Raw genomic sequence first — 21,091 nt, forward strand, 5'->3', positions numbered from 1 at the left:
TCCATGGATATTTTAAACGAAGCACATTATAGACAAAGTGAATATAACACTCGTAGACATTTTTTAAAAAAATGTGCAACAGGCATGGGTGCCGTAACTTTAGGGTCATTAATGGGCGGAGCAAATCTTTTCGCCAATAATCTATCGGCTCCTAGTGGCGGTGTAGGAGTGCCACATTTTGTACCTCGAGCAAAACATGTAATATATTTACACATGGCTGGGGCGCCTTCACAACTAGAACTTTTTGATTACAAACCTGAGCTTCAAAAGATGAATGGGCAGTCATGTCCACCTTCTTTACTTGAAGGGAAACGCTTCGCTTTTATACGAGGTGTACCTCAAATGTTAGGTCCGCAAAGTACTTTTAAACAATATGGAGAATCACGCACTTGGGTTTCAGATTACTTGCCAAAATTTGCAGAAGTAGCCGATGAGGTTACGTTTCTAAAATCAGTACATACCGATGAATTTAATCATGCACCTGCGCAGTTTTTAATGCAGACGGGTTCGCCACGAACGGGTCGCCCCAGTATGGGTGGTTGGGTTACATATGGACTTGGTTCACCAAATGAAAATTTACCAGGTTTTGTGGTTTTACTTTCTGCAGGAGGACCAACAGGAGGGAAGCGGCTATGGGGTAGTGGATTCTTACCAACTGTACATCAAGGTGTGCAATGTAAATCTACAGGTACTCCGGTACAAAATCTAAAAAATCCGAAGGGTGTTGATAGTAAGATGCGAAGAAAATCTGTAGAAACTATTAATAAAATTAATGAGCTGGAATATCAAGAAGCCCAAGATCCAGAGATTTTAACCCGAATTTCGCAATATGAAATGGCGTATAAGATGCAGACTTCGGTTCCGAAAGTGATGAACATTGATGATGAACCAGATTACATTCAAGAGATGTATGGAGTTACTCCAGGAGAAAATTCATTTGCAAACAATTGTCTTTTAGCACGTCGTTTGGTAGAAAATGGTGTTCGCTTTGTGCAGTTATATGATAATGGATGGGATATGCATGGGGCCGGACCTGGTGGTGGCGTTGGTGATGGCTTAAGACGAAAATGTAAGCAAATTGACCAGCCAATAGCAGCACTTCTAAAAGACCTTAAACAAAGAGGAATGCTAGAAGACACATTGATTGTTTGGGGTGGAGAATTTGGACGTACGCCAATGATGGAGGCCCGTACTGGGAAGAATTTTCTTGGGCGTGATCATCATAATGAGGCTTTTACGATGTGGATGACCGGCGGAGGAATCAAAAGAGGGCATACCCATGGTGAAACTGATGAAATAGGTTATTCTGCAATTAGCGGTAAAGTACATGTACATGATATTCAGGCAACCATTTTAAATCAATTGGGGCTAGATCACGAAAAGTTGACCTATCGTTTTCAAGGACGAGATTTTCGACTGACAGATGTTCACGGTCATGTTATTAAAGATATTTTGGCTTAGAGAAGATAACAAGAACTGGAATAAAACTTTTCAAAGGATGTATTGTTAGCAACTGCTAATTTTTCTTACTTGACTTTGTCAATGGGTTATAGCGCAAGCATAATTGAACCCAATATTCTAAATCTTCTTGCAAAACTATTTCATCGCTAGAAACAAACACAAAAACTTTCATTGCACGTCCTGTAATGTTAAATTCAATACAGCTATTCTATTGTAAAGTTTTTTGATATTCAACTTCTCCAATTCTTGCTATTATTCTAGTAGTTCCTTCGTTTTTATCAATAACCAGTCCAATACACATTTTGCCATCAACTATAAAACACAAACCTCCCATCATTTTTTTTCTTCAAATGAAGTTTTCTTTTCGTTTAAGGCTTGTATAATTCGGTCTGCTAAAAATTCATCATACGCAATTCTCTATGATTTTATCGCATTGTTTAGATAATCATTTAGTGGTTTAGCAGTATGCCAATAGCTCATAATTTCATGTATTAAATTATCGCTTGTTATTAGTTTTGTTTCTTTTATTACACACAACGTGTTTGTATAAGAATAGTTGCGGGTTTGTATGCGAGGATTTTCCGAAGGAAAATCAGACGTTACAAACTCGCAACGACCTTTGGTTAAGCACTAAACCGCAATTATTTTTATACAGTGTTGTGCATCAGGCTTTTTTATATCTAAATTAAATTATTCAGTTCGACGTATTATAAATCCATTTTCAACTTTATCAAATCCAATTTTAGGATAGTATTCCATTGCTAATGGTGCGGAAAGCAAAATTAATGCAGTTTGTTTACCTATTTCTTTTTCTGTCAGTTTTATTAGTTGCCTTCCGATTCCTTCTTTTTGGTATTCGCTTTTCACAGCTAAATCCGACAAATAGCAAGCATAACAAAAATCAGTTATTGAGCGTGATATTCCAATCAGTTCATTATTCAACCACGCGGTTATAATCAAATTAGAATTTTTATACATTTTAGTAATTCGGTCGCTATCTTTTGTCGGTCTTTTGATTCCCGAACTATCATAAACCTCAATTATTTAAGATGTTTTTGGAACTATTCCGATTTTAAATTCTATATTTTTCATTTCGATTAGTCGTTTTTTTAGCTTGTGCACAACGGTTTTGTATATGAAAAGTAGCGGGTTTTTAAACACTAACTCTTCGGTTTATAACCGACCTTTATTTTATTATTTATCTTTCGTTTAAGCACCAAAACCGCTATTTTTTATATACGTTGTTAGTGGTAGCCTTTATTAATCTATTAGCCGCCTATGATAATTTATTTGTCCAAGATGATAAGTCAAATGTTTTATTAAATGAACTAGTAAGTATTCATTTGTTTCTACTTTGGAAAACTTCAAAATTGGATAATCGTTTTTCAATTCTTCGTTTGTAATAGATAACAGTGATTTTTTAACCATTTCTAAGGTGGTATTTATACTGTTAATCAATTCAATTCTTGGAACTTTTTTTTGAGTAAATTCAAGTTCTCTATTCCTAACATAGTTTGTTTTTCCAATTTCTTTTCCAATAAAAGTGTGTAAGTTCCCAATTAAATGCAAAGTTAAATTTCCTGCTGAATTAGAGATGCTTTTTTCTATTCGCCAAATATTCTCTTCATTCTTATAAAGTTCTATTTCAGTGATTAAGTTGTTCAGGTCACTTTCAAAAAAGGTTATTAACTCGTTTTTATTCATTTGTAAAATCTATTAATTTTCATTAGTATTTAAGACTTATTTATCTCGAAGTGTAAATCAGATTCTGATGTTGTGTAATTACCACTAACGGTATTGTGTATGATTAGTGGCGTGTTTTAAGCACCTAATTTAGCAAATACAAACCGAACCTGCCAGCCGGCAGGCTGGTAGAAAATCCGCGTGAATTTTCGTAAGTAGGCTAGTACTAGCAATGAATTATACATGTTGTTGTGCTTTCGTTATTTTTGACAATCTATTCTTCTAAGGACAATTCCTCTATTAAGCTAGAGGCAGAATTTAATGCTCTATTTAATTCCCTAATTGTTCCCTTTAAATTAACACAATTGAATTTTGTAGCAGAAATTAAATTGCTATCTTCTAAAAGCTGATTGTAATCATAAGGAACAGCATATTCTCCAAATTCCCATTCTTCGAAATTCTCTCTAAGATAAGGTAACCAATAAGTCTCAAATTCCATTTTGTCATCTTCGAATTCACGATAGACACTAGGTATATCCTGTTCGTAATATTTAGTTAAGCCAATACGAAGATTTTTGTCTAATGAGGATGAAAGGTTCATTTCTTTTAATAATTCATATCCTTTTGAAATCGAATAAAAGGTACGAGCTAAGTAAATTCGTCCAAAGTCAGTGCGCAAATTTTCATTATAACTATCGTTCAAATCCAATGCCTTGATTACTCTAAGCTGAGCCTCTAAGTCTTTAGTATGAGCTTCGAGTGAAAATTCTAATTCTGCCTTATCCTGTAGCAAATCATCTTTAATTTCAAGAAGTACATTGTTAATTGCAATTGTTTCTTTTCTGTTCTCATTCTTGTTATTTATGGCTAATGCAATTAAAATTCCGATAACCACAAGTACAATCTCACCAATTGCATAAATCAGATACTTACTAAATTTATTTTCAGAGAGTAAATTTTTTCTAATTTTTCTAAAGAATTTTATCATTGGTTAGCGGTTTCTGATAATGAAGCACAACGGTCTCGTATAACCGTCAGTTACGGGTTTTAAGTTACTGTTTTTCGATTAAGCACTGGCGTTAGCAATTCCGAGTGGATTCGGACGTAGTCGAATCCGCCGTAATTGTGGTTATACATTGTTGTACAACGTACTTTATTTTTCATTATCGATAAACCAAGGTTGTTCAAATTCCGTTGTTTTTTTCAATTCCTTTTCTAATTTCTCTCGGTCTAATTCCAATTCCGAATATTCTGCTCGTTCGTAGAGTAGGTTATAAGCTGATTGATTAAGTCCGTATTTTTTTAATTTATAAAAATCAGATTCCGCTTTTTTAGAATTCAGATTTTCGTTTTGAAATTCAATTTTTAAAAGGTCAACCAATGTGTCATTTACAAACTGGTTTTCATAGTTCAGCTGTCTTTCATCTAATTTCATTGAGTTGAATTCTCGGATTATTTCATAAACGATTGAGTCGTTTTTCTCCGTTTTTCTGCGATTCCAAAATTCAGCGTAATATTTGGTTTGTATTCCTGGTTTATTATAAGTCAATTCCAGACTGTCAATTAAATTCTGGAAATTTAAATTCCTTGAATTAAAAATTCGTTGTCGCTTTTAAAAATCAGGTTTTCGAGTTTGTCGTAACCAAATTTTTTAAATGATTCGTGAACCATTTTTAGATTTTCAGGTTTTTTAATCCACGAGTTTTTTGTCCAGTCTCCATTTCTCAAATCGAAGAATGAAGTTTGGTTTTCTGCATAAAATTCCAATTCAGATTTCTTATCGTTTTTACAAGACAGAAATAAGAAAATCAGAAGTGAAATTGTCAGCAGTTTGTTCATTTCGGGTATGTTGTACAACGGTCTCGTATAACCGTCAGTTACGGGTTAATATGCGTTAATTTTCGGTTTAGCACTGACGTTAGCAATTCCGAGTGGATTCTGACGTAGTCGAATCCGCCGTAATTGCGGTTATACATTGTTGTAGCACGTTTTTTAAAATGGTAAATCGTCATAATCCTCTTCTTTAGCTTTTTCAAATGATTTTAGACTTAATCCATCCAATTTATATTTCCACGCTATTTCATTAAAAGGATTTAGAAATCTAGTTTCTTTCAGGTTTTCATTATCAGTTATTTTGTCCTGTAAGTATTCAACTTTTTCTTTCGGTAAATCTTTAATTTTCCTCAGCGCTTTTAGTCTTTCAATTCCTTGATTAGCCGTGTTTGAAAGTAAAATTAATTCTACAAGAGTATTCAAGTATTTAGTTTTTGTCTTCTCGTTTCTAGAAATAATTTCAAATATTCCTTCTGCTACTTGACCTACATTTTTTCCGATTGCTTGAAATCCTTGATATTTTCCAATAAATCCATAAGGGTCAAGTCCTCGGCGAATAGGTATAATTAATACATTTCTACCAACAGCAACTCCAACTTCTTGGTCAGTCCAATTACTTTCTTTAAATCCTTCCATTAATACAGCACAAAAAGCGTCCATTGAAAATAGTCCTTTTTCTATTTCGTCCTGCCATTGTTTTGTTGGTTCAATATCTTCGTGTGCTACAAATGATGAAATTCCATATTTTTCCAGTTCTGCTTTTAGAATTCCAATTGTTTTTTTAAAACTTGCTAAATGACTAACAAAAAGTTTAAAATGTCCAGGTTTCCAAAATGTCGCTTCACTTTCTTTTACTTTAACAGGAATTGAAGAAACAGCTTCGTGTTCAATTCCTAATTCAGATGCAATTTCTAATACAATTTCATCTTTTACTTTCGGTAAAACTTCCTTAACATAAACGTATTTACTGTTGTAACTTGGTTGGTGGTCAGTTGGTATTCCGTAACTTTCAAAATAGCCATCAATTTCGTTGAACTTCATTCTTTCTTGAAGTTCTCTTCCGATTTTATCTATTAATTCTATTTTTTGCAGTTTCTTCATCAAATGTGCTACAACAATTGGCTAAACGTACCTAGGTACGTTTATACCTTTTTTAGTATTACTAATCTAAGGGATTTTTAATGTTTCTGAAAGTAATTAAGGGTACTTGCACATATTTTTTTATTGTGATCCCACCAAGTATGTAATTGTAAATAAGTCAGTTATTCTACTTTTTATTGTGATATAGATTCTAGTTAATACTATTTTCTCAATTGATTAGCGTACTAATCACATGTGATTTGAGTCAAAATTAAATGTTATAAAGTTCATCACTTTTTACAATCATCTCTAATTTTAACGGTACTAAAAGAGCATTAATTAATTCGAATAAATTGTTCAAGTAAGAGACAAGAACTACTTGCCAATTTTTATAAATAAAGATCTATGGAAAATGAGTTTGCAAAGCATGAGACCGATTACATTCATCGTTATGAAGCAATTGGGTATACCAGTCAATATAGGGTAGTGGACAATCGTTTAGAAGAATTCACAACAAAAAAAGCATACACACCTGAAGAAGTAACTATACTTAAGGAACACCGATATGAAGGTATGAGCAACCCTTCAGATATGTCATTGCTTTATGTGATAGAAACAACAGATGGCGGAAAAGGAACTATTCTTTCTAGTTACGGAGCCAAGGCGGACACATGTGTTCATGAATTTATGACGTCAATTCCTGAAAAGAACATAAAAGATGAAAATGTACTACCACCAGATGCTGATAATAATTAGAGTAAAATCAGTGTTTTGAAGGTTTAGAAGTATATAATATTTAAGTTTTGACCATAAAAAAACGGCTTGTGTGTACACAAACCGTTTGTTTTATTGCTTTAACAAATGTAGCGAGAGTGGGACTTGAACCCACGTCCGCCTATGGCGGATATGAATCCTCCACGCTTATAAATAGTTTTTACGAATCCATGCCCTTCCAGCACCAGTTTTAAAGAATTTTTCTCTTTTTAAAGCATCACTTTTATTATTGAAAAACTCAACATGTACAACCATCCAAGGTCTGTATTTAATGGTGTACCCTTTAGTAGCAAGTGAGTTGTGCGATTTAAATCTATCAATTAAATTGGTAGTAAACCCTTTGTAAAATTTGTCATACTTTTTAGAATACAATATATAAACGACAAATTCATCCATAGACAAAAATAAAAAAGCTCCCCGTAAAGGGAGCTTTTAGTAGCGAGAGTGGGACTTGAACCCACGTCCGCCTATGGCGGATATGAATCCTCCACGCTTATAAATAGTTTTTACGAATCCATGCCCTTCCAGCACCAGTTTTTAAGAATTTTTCTCTTTTTAAAGCATCACTTTTATTATTGAAAAACTCAACATGAACAACCATCCAAGGTCTGTATTTAATGGTGTACCCCTTAGTGGCAAGTGAGTTGTGCGATTTAAATCTATCAATTAAATTGGTAGTAAACCCTTTGTAGAATTTGTCATACTTTTTAGAATACAATATATAAACGACAAATTCATCCATAGACAAAAATAAAAAAGCTCCCGTAAAGGGAGCTTTTAGTAGCGAGAGTGGGACTTGAACCCACGGCCTCCGGGTTATGAATCCGACGCTCTAACCAGCTGAGCTACCTCGCCATTGTTTTTAAAAACGGGTGCAAATATATAGTTTAATTTCATCTTCATCAAAAAACACCAATTAAAATATTCTTCATTAAATATTTTTTAATCATTCGGTTTTATATATATTGCCCATAGAAACACAACTGTTTACATGGACGATAAAATAAAGTTTGAAATTGAATTTGTAATACAATCATCTCCCCAATTGTTATACACCTATTTGTCAACGCCTTCAGGGCTTTCAGAGTGGTTTGCTGATAATGTTAATTCACGTGGTGAGATATTTAGCTTTATTTGGGATGGCTCTGAAGAGGATGCAAAATTATTGAAACGAAAAAGCGATGATTTTGTAAAGTTTACTTGGGTAGAGAATGAAGATGATTCGTTTTTTGAAATGAAAATCATTGTTGACGAGATTACCAAAGATGTATCATTATTCATTACTGATTTTGCAGAAGAAGATGAAGTTGATGAGGCAAAAATGCTTTGGGAAAATCAAGTGTCTAGCCTAAAACAAGTATTAGGTTCAAAATAAGAAGTTACATTATTGAAGTATATTTGGTCCCGATAAAAATTCGGGACTTTTTTTATGGTAAATTTTAACGGAAACATCGTAGCAACTACATCAGAATTATTCGGTACTCAGAATAGAGCACTGCGTTATGGAGACGCCCTAACAGAGACTTTAAGGGTGGTTAATGGTAAAGTTATATTCTGGGAAGACCATTATCTAAAACTCATGGCTGCTATGCGCGTTTTACGTATGGAGATACCTATGAGTTTTACTATGGAGTTTCTTGAAGATGAAATTCTAAAAACCATTCGAGAGAATGAATTGGAAAATAATACAACGCTTGTAAATGTATTTGTTTTTAGAAATGTAACCACTAATAAAATTTTACCCGAGACCAGAGAAGTCGCCTATTTTATTGAAACAAAAGCTTCTAATATTTTAGAATATAGTTTTCAAGATGATTTATATGAGGTTGAATTATTCAAAGATTTTTATGTTAGTGGTGATATGCTCTCTACAATCAATACCACCAATAAAATTCTAAATGTTGTAGGAAGTATTTTTGCTGATGAAAATGATTACCATGATTGCTTAGTGCTAAATCATAATAAAATGGTAGTTGGCTCATTAGTGGGCAATTTGTTTTTGGTAAAAGCAAACACCATTAAAACGGCTCCGTTAAATGATGGTTCATTAAATACCGTAATTAGAGATAAAATAATTAAGATTAGTGCTGATACAGAAGATTTTGTTTTTGAAGAAGCCTCTATTTCGCCATTTGAACTTCAAAAGGCAGATGAACTTTTTATTGCTACAATTAAAGACGGATTAATACCTATTACCAAATACCGAAAAAAAGAATACACTTTTTCAGGTACTACAAAGCTGTTGGGTAAATTGAATGAAATGGTAAAACTAGGATAGCAATAAAATTGGCTAGTTTAAATTTGGATTTTCCGGAGCATTGGACCAAATAAGATAGTTACCCCCTAATTGTTTCATTTTTTCTTTCCAGAAAGCATCTGTAGATTTTTGAATTATCTCGCTTTCATATTCGTTTTTGACAACAATCCAAGACTTTGAAGAAAGCTCTTCATTCAATTGAAAAGAAGACCAACCAGAATAACCCAAAAAGAAACGTATATCTTTCTCGGTAATTACTTTAGTATTAATTAAGTTAATGGTAGTATCAAAATCACCGCCCCAATAAATACCATCTGAAATTTCAATACTATTGGTAATAAGGTGCGGTACTTTATGAATAAAATAAAGGTTGTCTTGTTCAACTGGCCCACCATTATACACTTGAAACGGAATTTCAATTTCATTAACCAAATCTGTGATTTGATATTCTAATGGTTTGTTTAAGATAAACCCAACTGATCCATCTTCATTGTGCTCTGCTAAAAGAACAACAGAACGGTTAAAAGAAACATCACCTGTTAAGGCTGGTTCGGCAATTAATAGTTGTCCTTTTTTAGGCTTTATATCGACCATTTCGGTTTTGATTTCAATCTAAAATAAGATAATTCTTATTAATACCAAAGTAGTACAAAAAAAAAGCGTCCGCCAAAAAGGCGAACGCTTCAATACTATAACTGTAAAAGACTAGTTTACTGAATTAGCCAAATCAGAACCTGCCTTAAACTTTACAACGTTTTTAGCAGCGATTTTGATAGTCTGCCCAGTAGAAGGGTTTCTACCTTCTCTTGCATTTCTTCTAGAAACTGCCCAAGATCCGAAACCTACTAGAGATACACGGTTACCACCTTTAAGAGATTTTTCAACATTTCCTAAGAAAGATTCCAATGATTTTTTTGCTGCTGCTTTCGTGATGCCAGCATCAGCTGCCATTGCATCGATTAATTCTGTTTTGTTCATAACGTAATTAAATTAATTGTTGTTAAAATTATTTACTACTTACAAATTTATAGCGATTTGCTTCGGACGCAAGTAAAACGGGGGGAAATTGGCTTTTTTGTTAATAACTCAGGGCGTTTGTTGATAAAGTAGGCTTTTTTTTACACTCATAAGGCCAATAAAGACAGGGGTTTAGCCAACTTTGGCATTTTCTGACAACTTTAAACCGTTCAATAATGCCGCTACAGGCATCCTTTTTTTGCCTGGTAACTGTATTTCTTCAAGTAAGATGTAACCCAAATCAACAGCTATTTTAAGCTCCTTTTTTGTGGCAATTACCTTACCAATTTCATTAGAATGAGATTCCCTTAGCATAGAAGCTTTGTAAATCTTAAGAAAAATAGTCTCACCATTGGTTGTAAGATTTGTGTGCGCTGTTGGGTACGGACTCATACCTCTTATATGATTGTGAATTTCATCAATACTCTTATGCCAATCAATTTGACAGGTCTCTTTAAATATTTTATAAGCAGATTTTATTTCATCATCAACAACTTGTTTTGTAGTCGTAACTTTATCTTCAGCAATTAAATTAACGGTTTCTAAAGTAAGGTTTGCACCTAAATTCATGAGTTTATCATGTAGTTCACCCGCTGATTCATTTTTACCTATGCTAATTTCTTTTTGTAGGATGATTTCACCTGTATCAATTTTATCATCAATAAAGAAAGTTGTCACTCCTGTTTTAGATTCTCCATTTATGATTGCCCAATTAATAGGAGCAGCACCTCTATAATTTGGTAATAACGATGCATGAAGATTAAACGTACCATATTCTGGCATTTGCCAAACTACTTTTGGTAACATTCGAAATGCCACCACAATTTGAAGATTAGCATTTAGCGTCTTCAATTCTTCTAAAAACGATTCGCTTTTCAGGTTTTTAGGTTGAAGAACTGTCAAATCATTTGCTAAGGCATATTGTTTTACGGCTGACTGTTGCAATTTTCTACCCCTACCAGCAGGGCGATCCGGAGCTGTAATTACGCCAACTACCTCATGATCACTTTTATTAATAGTGTCTAAGGTGGTTACCGCAAAATCTGGAGTTCCCATAAAAACAATTCTCAGTTTTCTCATTTATTTAATTGGTATTCGTTTATTGAATTAATTGTGATTTGCTCTTCTTCTAATAAGTATTGTATACTATTAAGAATTATATTTTGTTGAAGACCCGTTATTTCTATTAATGTTCGTGATGATTTATTTCCAGTTTTTAATAGACCGATTATTATTTGGTTTATTTCAAGGTTAATATCCGCACTCACATTTGCAGTACAAATATCGCATTTTCCGCAGTCCTTTTTTTTATCCTCATTAAAATAAGAAAGTAACATTCTGTTTCTACATACTGAAGTATTCTGAACATACCGTAACATACTATACAGTTTCTCAGTTTTAATTTTATGCAATTCTTCTACCTTTCGGCTAAACATATTTATAGTACTATCATCTTCACGAGGTACTAAAAAGTTTATTTCAAGATCATTGTCTTGAGCCTTGTATTCAATTAGAGCATCTTTCTCTAATTGCACCAATACTTTAAGTATTAGGGCCTCTGGCTGGCTTGTTTTTTTAGAAATTAATTGTGTGTTTATTTTAGTTTCAAAATCAAAAAGGCCACCGTAAGTTCTTAGCAGCGTTTGAATTATGGTGACGGTGGTTTTAGAACTTCGATCTAAATAGTCAAAAAGCATATTTTTTGAACCTATAAATTTTACTTCTGATTGCTTTGAAAAAGATTCGGATAATGCTAATACAGAATACTGATCTAAAATTCGAAGTACATTAAATGTTTTTAGCGTATTAAACTTATAGGTATTACAGAAGTTGTATAGGCTAAATTGAAAGGCGGTTTCAACCCATTCACCATACGATATTTGAAAATAGTTGTTTAGTTTGTTGTAAACCTTTTTTATGAATTGCGTATCAGGTAAAACACTTAAGAATTGAGAACTTACATAGGCTTCATCAGTTTTATTGGTTAACAAAACAGCTTTTGAGGCTTGACCATCTCTTCCAGCTCTTCCTGCTTCCTGAAAATAGTTTTCTAAACAATCTGGAATTTGAAAATGAACGACCAATGCAACATCAGGTTTGTCAATACCCATACCAAATGCATTGGTTGCTACCATAACTTGCGAAGTGTTTTGTAACCAATTATTTAGCTTTTTCTTTTTTTCATTCTTGTTTAATCCGCCATGAAAAAAATCGGATTTAAAGCCATTTCCATTAAGATAACGAGTAATGTCTACAGTAGACCTTCTCGTTCTAACATAAATGATGATACTTTTTTTTGTCGCTGCACATAATTGTTTTAGTTGATATCTTTTATCTTCAGTTCTAACAATTTGAAATGCAATATTATCTCTGGCAAAAGAATCTTTTACTGTTAAAGGGGTATCAAGGTTGAGTGTATCAATTATATCTTTAGACACTTGTTCAGTAGCAGTAGCCGTTAGTGCTATTATAGGTGTATCAGGTAATACAGATCGCAACATACCACATTCAAGATATGCAGGTCTAAAATCATGCCCCCATTGCGAAATGCAATGCGCTTCATCTATAGCTATGAGATTAATATTCATAGCTTCGATTCTTTTAAGAACTAGTTCTTGTTTTAAACGCTCAGGTGATAGGTATAAGAATTTGTAATTTCCGTAAAGGCAATTGTCTAATAAATTGATGACTTCATCTTGTGAAATTCCACCTGTTAGCGCTAGGGCTTTAATACCTTTATTTTTTAAGCTTTCAACTTGGTCATGAATGAGTGCAATTAATGGGGAAATAACAATGCACATACCATCATTCAAAAGTGTAGGTAATTGAAAACAGAGTGATTTACCACCCCCAGTTGGTAGTAATGCTAAAACATCACGTTTTTCTAAAACAGCAGAAACAACTTTTTCTTGCGATCCTTTGAAGTTATCGTAACCCCAATATTGTTTTAAAATGTCATGAGGGTTTTTTTGCACCTTTTAGTTATTAGCTTTTTTAAGAATAAAGTCAATTCTATTTTCAATACTATCAAATGGAACTTCAATAACGTTGTGCCCATAATCGGTATAACTTTTTCTAAGATAATCTTGAATTTTTAAACCAACCTCAAAACTTTCAAAACGTTCTTCATCAGTAGCAAAAATTTCTTTCCACATGGGCAGTAAAAAAACCAAATCATATTGATAGGCAGCAGCGGCATCAATAAATTCAGATTTTAATTCTTGCTGATAAAAATTCATATAGGCCAATACATCTGGAACTCCACGATCAAAGAATATTAAATTTTCATTTATTTTTTTTGACTTTTTATATTGATCTGTTCGCCCGTCTAATAATTTTCTATTAAAGTCTAGCGGATCAGCAACTGAATTAATTGGGTTGGTTTCTAAAGAAGCCAAATCACCTAAATCTTTTGCTTCATTAGTTAGTTCTCTAATGTATTCATGAAAACATATATATCCTAAGGATTCTATACCTTGAATAACAGATGTTTTACCCGTTGCGGGCCCTCCGGTAATCACAATTTTTTTAGAATTCAATGAAATACTTTTTTACAAAGAAATGAAATAGAAAACGTAACCCCTTAGTAAAACAGTATTTTGAGTAAAAATCTATCGTATAATTAATCCATAGCCATAAATCAAAAACACTTTTTTATCGAAATGCTTACTCAGTACAATCATAAAATGAAGTAATCCTGTAAAAATGGGTTACCTGTATAGCTCAATAATAGCTGTCAAAATATTATATTTGTAAAAAATTTTGCATGGATACTGGTAAATCTGAAGAATTCTATTCGAGATTAAAGACCCAACTTTCAGAAACTGCAACATGGCCATCAATTTATCTGTATAAATTTATTGTACCATCGGATCCCGAAAAAATCGAACAGATTCAAAATGTTTTTGATAATATGGGGGCGGTAATTGAATCTAAAAAGTCTAAAAAGGGCAAGTATACTAGTGTTTCAGTGACCGTAAATCTTAGTAGTCCAGATCAAGTAATAGAAAAATATAAAGAAGTAGGTAAAGTAGAAGGAGTGATATCTTTATAACAAACGGAGAATTTATCTTGTAAATATTTGATTGAAAATTAATCAAAGGCCGTTTCTAATTGACGTATCAAGGTTTAGAAGAAATTCATAAATCACTATAAAATAGTTTCACCCGCATAATTTTGTTATTTTGCCAACGTTATACTAATACGCTGAAAAGCTTAAACAATACAATTTGAATTTAGTAGATAATATAGAATATAATACAGAAAGATCACATTTAATCATACCCGAGTATGGTCGTCATTTTCAAAAAATGGTAGAACATGCTATTTCTATTGAAGATAGAGATGAACGTAATAAGGTAGCACAAGCTATTATAAGCGTTATGGGGAATTTACAACCGCATTTACGAGATGTGCCTGACTTTCAACACAAGCTTTGGGATCAATTGTTTATCATGTCTGATTTTAAATTAGATGTTGACTCACCATTTCCGATTACAACAAAGGAAATGTTACAAGAGAAACCAGAACCCTTAAGTTACCCTCAAAATTTTCCTAAATATCGATTTTACGGTAATAACATCAAACGTATGATTGATGTTGCAGTATCTTGGGAAAAAGGAGATATGCGTGATGGCTTAGAATATGCCATTGCCAACCACATGAAAAAATGTTATCTCAATTGGAACAAAGATACCGTTGAAGATAAAATTATATTTAAGCACCTTATTGAATTAAGTGATGGTGCTATTGACTTGGCTTCAAAGGAAGAGAACCTTACTGAAAGTCAACAATTTCTTAAAAACCGTTTGAGTAAGAGTAATAGTCGCAGTAGCAATAGTCACTCAAACAAGAAAAATCAACGAAATAACAACAATAACCGCGGTAAAAAACGGTATTAATACCTCAAATCTTAGATGGGAACGTTTAAAATTGAAGGAGGCCATCAGCTCTCCGGTGAAATAACGCCGCAAGGAGCCAAAAATGAAGCCTTGCAAATTCTTTGTGCTGTACTTCTTACAGCAGAAAAAGTAATCATCAACAACATACCTGATATTGTAGATGTAAATAAACTAATACAATTACTTAAAGATCTTGGAGTTAAGGTTGAAAAGTTAAGTAAAGGTTCATATTCATTTCAAGCAGATGCTGTTAATTTAGATTATTTGCAATCTGCAGATTTCAAAAGAGATGGTAGTGGATTACGTGGTTCAATTATGATGGTTGGTCCGTTATTAGCAAGATTTGGACAAGGGTATATTCCGAAACCAGGTGGTGATAAAATTGGACGAAGACGTTTAGATACCCACTTTGAAGGTTTTATCAACCTTGGCGCAAAATTCAGATATAATAAAGAAGAATATTTTTATGGTGTAGAAGCTGAAAAGCTAAAAGGCACCTATATGCTTTTAGATGAAGCGTCGGTGACAGGTACGGCTAATATTGTAATGGCTGCTGTTTTAGCAGAAGGTGAAACTACCATTTACAATGCAGCATGTGAGCCTTATTTACAGCAGCTTTGCAAAATGCTCAATAGAATGGGTGCTAAAATTTCTGGCATCGGTTCAAACCTTTTGACCATTCAAGGTGTTGATTCATTAGGCGGTACCGAGCATAGAATGTTACCAGATATGATTGAGATTGGTAGTTGGGTTGGTCTTGCAGCAATGACAAGAAGTGAACTCACTATTAAAAATGTTAGCTGGGATGATTTGGGTCAAATACCAACTGTTTTTAGAAAGCTAGGCATTGAAATAGAGCGCAGAGGTGATGATATTTACATTCCGCAACAGAAAGATGGATACGAAATTCAAAACTACATTGACGGTTCTATACTAACTATTTCTGACGCACCTTGGCCAGGACTAACACCTGATTTGTTAAGTATCATTTTAGTAATGGCTACTCAAGCAAAAGGCGAGGTACTTATACATCAGAAAATGTTTGAAAGTAGATTGTTCTTTGTCGATAAATTAATTGACATGGGGGCTAAGATTATTCTTTGTGATCCTCATAGAGCAGTAGTTATTGGCCATAATTTTAAATCTACTTTAAAAGCAACAACAATGACTTCACCAGATATTAGAGCTGGTGTTTCATTATTAATTGCCGCCTTATCAGCAAAAGGAACTTCTACCATTCACAACATCGAACAAATTGATCGTGGTTATGAAGATATTGATACAAGACTAAGAGCAATAGGAGCGAAGATTGAAAGAATAGCGTAACTATTTTTCAATTAAAGTTCCGTCTGGATATAAAGCAAAACGGCCTTTGTCACGATCATGAACATGGTCAGGATAAGGCCAAGGCCAACCTCCAAATTGCGTTAGACCGTATTCTTTCATAGTAGCGTGAATCTCTTCTTCGGTATTCATTACAAACGGACCGTGTTTAACCACAGGTTCATTGATAGGTTTACCTTGTAGTACAATAAAATGAGCGCTGGTATCACCAGTTTTAATTTCTACATCTGAACTTGGGTTTAAAGATACACCATGATTTTGTGCAACCTTCTCATTAGAAATATGTACCTCAGAGCCTTCATAGAAATATAAATTTCGAGATACTTCAGTTAGCGCTTTAGGCAATACATAAGTACTATTTGCCTCAATATGAATATTCCAAATTGCTACTTCATTCGCTTTTTCTATAGCCCAAGAATCCGGTGCTGGCTCGGGTGCAATCGTGTTTTTATAATCACCAGCAATAACTTTTATAGTAGCCTTGTTTTCTTCTACTATTGGAATATCTTCATGCCACAACATTTTAAAATGTGGATCAACAAACTTACCTGAAGCTGGTAAATTCAACCATATTTGAAATAACTCTAAGTGATTCTCTTTATCTTTATTTAGTAGTGGAAACATTTCAGAATGCTGCACGCCACGCCCAGCAGTCATCCATTGCACATCACCTTTTCCGAATCTTCCGGCGGCTCCTAACGAATCAGAATGATCACAAAAACCCTTATTCACAATGGTAATTGTTTCAAATCCACGATGTGGGTGATACGGGAATCCAGGAATAGTAGTGCCATGATACATTCGCCATCCATCTTTAATGGTAAAATCGTTACCTAAATTTCGATTCTCTAAAGAAGTTGCTGGTCCCATTTCATCATTACCCTTCGGATAAGAATCTAAATGATACACTGAAAATAAAAATGGATCTTCAGTCTGCCACGGAAAAGCCAATGGATATATTTTAAGAATGGCATTACTCATAAAGTTTTGATTTTGTGATTCGCGGTATTCTGATCTTACCTCTTTGTTGTTTGCAAAACATAAATTTCCTTCATCTTCATCCATCTAATTTTATATTTAAATAGTTGTAAAACAAGTATAAAATTTTGGAAACTACCTAAGCAGATAAGTGTTTGTAAATCTAATTAAAGATAACAATTTTCTTTTATTTTAAGGCCTCTTTGTACACTTGAAGACAACGTTCACGAGCGGCTTTATGGTCTACCATTTTCGCAGGATATGTTAGATCTTGCAAGTCAGTAACCCATTTATTTATATACTCTTTTTGTTTGTCAAATTTATCAACTTGGGTAATAGGGTTGAAAATTCGAAAATAAGGAGCTGCGTCAACACCACTACCAGCTGCCCATTGCCAATTACCAACATTGGCACTTTGATCATAATCTAATAATTTTTCAGCAAAATAGGCCTCTCCCCATCGCCAATCGATTAAAAGATGTTTGCATAAAAAGCTAGCAACCAGCATACGAACTCTGTTGTGCATATAACCAGATATATTTAATTCACGCATGCCGGCATCTACCAATGCATAACCAGTTTCGCCATCACACCATTTTTTAAATTCCGCTTCATTGTTACGCCATTCAATGCGATCATATTTTGGTCGAAATGCCTTTTTTGTAGTATGTGGAAAGTGCCATAGAATTTGCATGAAAAATTCCCTCCAGATCAGTTCATTAAAAAAAACTTCATTCTTTTGAGCAATAGCTTTTTTAACCATTTGTCGAATTGATACCGTACCAAAACGCAAATGCGGACCTAACCTAGAAGTGCCGTTTTCTATAGCCGGAAAATTACGTGTCTTTTCGTAATCTTCAATTAGGGTAGGGGTTACGGTATAATTTTCAACTTTAATAGTAGATTTTTTAAAGCCGATACGTTCAAGTGTAAGGTTAGCCGACTTCTTGTGATTAACTAAGTTGCTAAAAAGAGGTTTAGTAGCATATATTTTTAATGCTTTTTCTGCTTTGAACTTTTCTTTCCACTTATTTTTATATGGGGTGTACACAACATAAGGGTCGCCATCTGCTTTAACAACCTCGTCTTTTTCAAAAATTACTTGGTCTTTGAATGTTTTAAAATCGATATTGTTTTGAAGTAAAAAGTTCTTGATAACCTTATCCCGTTCAGTAGCATAAGGTTCATAATCAACATTGGCATAAACCTCTTGAATAGTATAGTCATTCACTAATTTCTTAAAAACTTCTTCTGGTGTGTCATGAAATAAGGCAATTGTACTTTCATGTTTTTCTTGAAGTTCCGATTGCATTTTTTGCAAGGTTTCATGAATAAATGAAACTCGCGCATCGTTTTTATGTAATTTTTTTAATATCTCTTTGTCAAATATAAATATTGGCAAAACAGGATATTCGCCTTGCAGTGCTCTATAAAAACCTGCATTATCATTAAGACGTAAGTCCCTTCTGAACCAGAATATGGAAACTTTTTCAGTCATATTAATTATTATTTAGAGTGCTAGCACCTCCATCTACACCAATGATTTGACCAGTCATCCAACTACTTTTTTCACTTAAAAGAAAAACAACCATATTCGCTATGTCATCAGCTTTGCCTATTCTTTTTAATGGATTTAGCAATGCGTTGGCTTCTTTTTTTCTATCATTATTCAATAGACGCTCGGCTAACTTTGTATCAGTAAGTGAAGGAGCAATCATGTTTATTCTTATTTTAGGTGCATACTCAGCTGCCAAAGATTTTCCAAAACCTTCAATAGCTCCCTTAGCAGCAGCAATACTAGTGTGATATGGCATTCCTTTTTGTGCTGCAACAGAACTAAAGAACACCATACTTGATGCGTCAGCCATCTTCGGAATTATTGATTTAACTATTCTAACCATAGAGAAAAAGTTAATCAGCATATCAGCTTCAAAAGTTTCTATTGCTAACATTTTAAATGGCTTCAAGTTAATACTACCGGGTAGATATACGAAGCCATCAATCTTGTCTGGTAAAACATTTACATCTAGTTCTTCAGAAATTGCGTCAAAAGTAATATGCGTTATATCTAAATCTCCCAAATCTTCTTTAGATCTAGAAGCTACAAATAAATTATAATTTTTATGTAGCTGATTAACAACCGAACGACCGATTCCGTGGGAACCACCTATAAGGACTATATTTTTTTTCATTTATATGGATTTAAATTCGAGTATTTTTTGATGCGTATCTAGTGAACCAAATAAACTTAGTAGCTTTTCTTCACGATAAGAAAATATTTGTTTCAATTGTTTTTTAACTAAAATAGGATGAGCCAATTGCCCAAGTATACCCAATGGTAATTTGTAGTCAATTATGTCTTCCATTTCAACTCCACCATCAACAACTTTAATAAAATGTTTATGATGCCATAAAGCATATGGGCCAAAACGTTGCTCGTCAACAAAATACTCACCCTCTTTTACATGAGTTATTTCAGTTACCCAACGTGTCGAATATCCACGAAAAGGTGAAACTTCATACTGAATTATTTGTCCTGAATACATTGGCCTATCTAATCCAGAAAGAATTGTAAACCCCATATGATCAGGAGTTATAACTTTCAAATTATCAGGATTAGAAAGAAAATCCCAAGCAGTTTTTTGTGTAATTGGAAAGGCTTGTTTTGAATATAGTTGATATAATTTCATACGACTACTTTTTACAAAAATACAATATTGTCTAATTATATTTATTAAAAGTTGGACAAAATATTGACTCATTTGATTTATAATTGAGCAGGAATAGATAAGTACGCACTTATTTAAGTTTTAATTAACAATCGTCAGATGGCATTCTATGTAATTTCGCAAAAACTTAAAACACTATTAAAAATGAAAAAGATCACACTATTATTATGTGTCGCTATGGTTTCTTTTACCATGAATGCACAAATTGAAGCTCCAGCTCCGAGCCCTTCATCAACTTTAATTCAAAATGTTGGTTTAACGGATGTTACCGTTGAGTATTCACGCCCATCTATGCGTGGTAGAACTATTTTTGGCGATTTAGTTCCATTTGATAAAATATGGAGAACAGGTGCCAATGCTAGAACAAAAATTACATTTAATAAAGATGTAACTTTTGGAGGAACAGCTGTAAAAGCTGGTTCGTATGCAGTTTTCACAAAACCAAGTGCAACATCATGGGAAGTTTATTTATATGATGAGCCGAATGCAGGTGGTACTCCAAAAGTATTGGACGAGTCTAAGGTTGCAGCAAAAGTAACCTCTGAGGTTGTTCAAATGCCAATGTCTATGGAAACCTTTACAATTATTATAGATGATTTATCAGATAATGGAGCAACATTAGGATTTCTTTGGGAGTCTACGTATGTGCCAGTAAAGATTGGGGTTGCTACAGATGAAGCAGTCATGAAAAGCATTGATAAAGTAATGGCGGGTCCGAATGCAACAGATTATTATTCGGCTGCTGTATACTACATGAACTCTGGAAAAGATATCAATAAAGCTAAAGAATGGATTGATAAATCTATGTCTATGACTGAAAAGCCAGCTTTTTGGCAACTACGTCAGCAGTCTTTAATTTATGCTAAATCTGGAGATAAAAAAGGTGCTATTGCTGCAGCTAAGAAATCTTTAGAAGCTGCTAAAGTAGCTGGTAATGATGATTATGTAAAAATGAATACTGATTCTTTGAAAGAATGGGGAGCTAAATAAGACTGACTTAGCTTAAAATAGAAAAAGCCCTATTTGCGACTTGC

The 21,091-nt window shown here is 33.6% G+C and carries 25 protein-coding genes and 1 tRNA gene; 8 read left to right on the top strand and 18 right to left on the bottom strand.

The window, feature by feature from the left end; all coding sequences use genetic code 11:
• The first annotated feature begins 3 nt into the window (after positions 1-3).
• Positions 4-1,461, top strand: a complete 1,458-nt coding sequence (locus JQC67_RS11815; RefSeq protein WP_238934620.1) for a DUF1501 domain-containing protein — start codon at positions 4-6, stop codon at positions 1,459-1,461.
• A gap of 690 nt (positions 1,462-2,151) precedes the next feature.
• On the opposite strand, the gene JQC67_RS11820 is transcribed toward JQC67_RS11815, so the two are convergent.
• The 6 genes from JQC67_RS11820 to JQC67_RS11845 form a co-directional block, all read right to left on the bottom strand.
• A complete protein-coding gene (locus JQC67_RS11820) occupies positions 2,152-2,505 on the bottom strand; it encodes a GNAT family N-acetyltransferase (protein ID WP_203253256.1) in 354 nt (117 codons plus the stop codon).
• 216 nt (positions 2,506-2,721) lie between these two features.
• The gene (locus JQC67_RS11825) at positions 2,722-3,165 is read right to left on the bottom strand and encodes a DUF1572 family protein (RefSeq protein ID WP_188599612.1); all 444 of its coding nucleotides are present in this window, start codon (positions 3,163-3,165) and stop codon (positions 2,722-2,724) included.
• Positions 3,166-3,418: 253 nt separating this feature from the next.
• Complete coding sequence (locus JQC67_RS11830) at positions 3,419-4,132, bottom strand: DUF6090 family protein (RefSeq protein ID WP_203253015.1); 714 nt, start codon at positions 4,130-4,132, stop codon at positions 3,419-3,421.
• Between the two features lie 165 nt (positions 4,133-4,297).
• Entirely contained in the window at positions 4,298-4,579 is a 282-nt protein-coding gene (locus JQC67_RS11835; protein WP_238934624.1) for a hypothetical protein, read from the bottom strand.
• A 143-nt stretch (positions 4,580-4,722) separates the two neighbouring features.
• The gene (locus tag JQC67_RS11840; RefSeq protein WP_203253017.1) at positions 4,723-4,983 is read right to left on the bottom strand and encodes a hypothetical protein; all 261 of its coding nucleotides are present in this window, start codon (positions 4,981-4,983) and stop codon (positions 4,723-4,725) included.
• A gap of 153 nt (positions 4,984-5,136) precedes the next feature.
• Complete coding sequence (locus JQC67_RS11845) at positions 5,137-6,078, bottom strand: toll/interleukin-1 receptor domain-containing protein (RefSeq protein ID WP_203253018.1); 942 nt, start codon at positions 6,076-6,078, stop codon at positions 5,137-5,139.
• 384 nt (positions 6,079-6,462) lie between these two features.
• On the opposite strand from JQC67_RS11845, the gene JQC67_RS11850 reads away from it, so the two are divergent.
• The gene (locus tag JQC67_RS11850) at positions 6,463-6,813 is read left to right on the top strand and encodes a hypothetical protein (RefSeq protein ID WP_203253019.1); all 351 of its coding nucleotides are present in this window, start codon (positions 6,463-6,465) and stop codon (positions 6,811-6,813) included.
• A 165-nt stretch (positions 6,814-6,978) separates the two neighbouring features.
• On the opposite strand, the gene JQC67_RS11855 is transcribed toward JQC67_RS11850, so the two are convergent.
• From JQC67_RS11855 to JQC67_RS11865, 3 genes are all read right to left on the bottom strand, one after another.
• Positions 6,979-7,227, bottom strand: a complete 249-nt coding sequence (locus JQC67_RS11855; protein WP_203253020.1) for a GIY-YIG nuclease family protein — start codon at positions 7,225-7,227, stop codon at positions 6,979-6,981.
• Positions 7,228-7,324: 97 nt separating this feature from the next.
• Positions 7,325-7,573, bottom strand: a complete 249-nt coding sequence (locus tag JQC67_RS11860; protein WP_203253021.1) for a GIY-YIG nuclease family protein — start codon at positions 7,571-7,573, stop codon at positions 7,325-7,327.
• Between the two features lie 39 nt (positions 7,574-7,612).
• Positions 7,613-7,686: transfer RNA gene (locus tag JQC67_RS11865), tRNA-Met, on the bottom strand.
• Positions 7,687-7,822: 136 nt separating this feature from the next.
• On the opposite strand from JQC67_RS11865, the gene JQC67_RS11870 reads away from it, so the two are divergent.
• Both JQC67_RS11870 and JQC67_RS11875 read left to right on the top strand, forming a co-directional pair.
• Positions 7,823-8,206, top strand: a complete 384-nt coding sequence (locus JQC67_RS11870) for an START-like domain-containing protein (protein WP_203253022.1) — start codon at positions 7,823-7,825, stop codon at positions 8,204-8,206.
• Between the two features lie 54 nt (positions 8,207-8,260).
• A complete protein-coding gene (locus JQC67_RS11875) occupies positions 8,261-9,109 on the top strand; it encodes an aminotransferase class IV (protein WP_203253023.1) in 849 nt (282 codons plus the stop codon).
• A gap of 12 nt (positions 9,110-9,121) precedes the next feature.
• Here the strand turns inward: JQC67_RS11875 and JQC67_RS11880 are convergent, their stop codons facing one another.
• From JQC67_RS11880 to JQC67_RS11900, 5 genes are all read right to left on the bottom strand, one after another.
• Complete coding sequence (locus tag JQC67_RS11880) at positions 9,122-9,682, bottom strand: YqgE/AlgH family protein (protein WP_203253024.1); 561 nt, start codon at positions 9,680-9,682, stop codon at positions 9,122-9,124.
• A gap of 111 nt (positions 9,683-9,793) precedes the next feature.
• Positions 9,794-10,066 carry an HU family DNA-binding protein gene (locus JQC67_RS11885; protein ID WP_203253025.1) on the bottom strand — a complete coding sequence of 91 codons (273 nt, stop codon included), beginning with the start codon at positions 10,064-10,066 and terminating at the stop codon, positions 9,794-9,796.
• Positions 10,067-10,237: 171 nt separating this feature from the next.
• Entirely contained in the window at positions 10,238-11,185 is a 948-nt protein-coding gene (gene fmt / locus JQC67_RS11890; RefSeq protein ID WP_203253026.1) for a methionyl-tRNA formyltransferase, read from the bottom strand.
• Positions 11,182-13,080 (bottom strand): RecQ family ATP-dependent DNA helicase, encoded by a 1,899-nt coding sequence (locus JQC67_RS11895; RefSeq protein ID WP_203253027.1) that lies wholly within the window; start codon positions 13,078-13,080, stop codon positions 11,182-11,184. Before JQC67_RS11895 ends, fmt begins: the two co-directional genes overlap by 4 nt.
• Positions 13,081-13,083: 3 nt before the next feature.
• Entirely contained in the window at positions 13,084-13,644 is a 561-nt protein-coding gene (locus JQC67_RS11900) for an AAA family ATPase (RefSeq protein ID WP_203253028.1), read from the bottom strand.
• Positions 13,645-13,871: 227 nt separating this feature from the next.
• On the opposite strand from JQC67_RS11900, the gene JQC67_RS11905 reads away from it, so the two are divergent.
• The 3 genes from JQC67_RS11905 to murA all read left to right on the top strand — a co-directional run bounded on the left by JQC67_RS11905 (position 13,872) and on the right by murA (position 16,332).
• The gene (locus JQC67_RS11905; protein WP_203253029.1) at positions 13,872-14,159 is read left to right on the top strand and encodes a DUF493 family protein; all 288 of its coding nucleotides are present in this window, start codon (positions 13,872-13,874) and stop codon (positions 14,157-14,159) included.
• Between the two features lie 175 nt (positions 14,160-14,334).
• On the top strand, positions 14,335-15,006 hold the full coding sequence (locus JQC67_RS11910; protein ID WP_203253030.1) for a DUF4290 domain-containing protein: 672 nt from the start codon (positions 14,335-14,337) through the stop codon (positions 15,004-15,006).
• A gap of 15 nt (positions 15,007-15,021) precedes the next feature.
• Positions 15,022-16,332 carry a UDP-N-acetylglucosamine 1-carboxyvinyltransferase gene (gene murA, locus JQC67_RS11915; protein ID WP_203253031.1) on the top strand — a complete coding sequence of 437 codons (1,311 nt, stop codon included), beginning with the start codon at positions 15,022-15,024 and terminating at the stop codon, positions 16,330-16,332.
• Here the strand turns inward: murA and JQC67_RS11920 are convergent, their stop codons facing one another.
• The 4 genes from JQC67_RS11920 to JQC67_RS11935 form a co-directional block, all read right to left on the bottom strand.
• Positions 16,333-17,331: a pirin family protein gene (locus JQC67_RS11920; RefSeq protein WP_203253257.1), complete on the bottom strand. Its 999-nt coding sequence runs from the start codon at positions 17,329-17,331 to the stop codon at positions 16,333-16,335.
• A gap of 184 nt (positions 17,332-17,515) precedes the next feature.
• Positions 17,516-18,826 (bottom strand): cryptochrome/photolyase family protein, encoded by a 1,311-nt coding sequence (locus JQC67_RS11925; RefSeq protein WP_203253032.1) that lies wholly within the window; start codon positions 18,824-18,826, stop codon positions 17,516-17,518.
• A 1-nt stretch (position 18,827) separates the two neighbouring features.
• Positions 18,828-19,520 (bottom strand): SDR family NAD(P)-dependent oxidoreductase, encoded by a 693-nt coding sequence (locus tag JQC67_RS11930; protein ID WP_203253033.1) that lies wholly within the window; start codon positions 19,518-19,520, stop codon positions 18,828-18,830.
• Positions 19,521-20,018, bottom strand: a complete 498-nt coding sequence (locus JQC67_RS11935; RefSeq protein WP_203253034.1) for an SRPBCC family protein — start codon at positions 20,016-20,018, stop codon at positions 19,521-19,523.
• Positions 20,019-20,201: 183 nt separating this feature from the next.
• Here JQC67_RS11935 and JQC67_RS11940 point away from each other — a divergent pair, with 183 nt between their 5' ends.
• Positions 20,202-21,047 carry a DUF2911 domain-containing protein gene (locus JQC67_RS11940; RefSeq protein WP_203253035.1) on the top strand — a complete coding sequence of 282 codons (846 nt, stop codon included), beginning with the start codon at positions 20,202-20,204 and terminating at the stop codon, positions 21,045-21,047.
• The last annotated feature ends 44 nt before the right edge of the window (positions 21,048-21,091 follow it).

The sequence above is a fragment of the Aurantibacter crassamenti genome, from assembly GCF_016811105.1.
GTDB classification, from domain to species: domain Bacteria; phylum Bacteroidota; class Bacteroidia; order Flavobacteriales; family Flavobacteriaceae; genus Aurantibacter_A; species Aurantibacter_A crassamenti.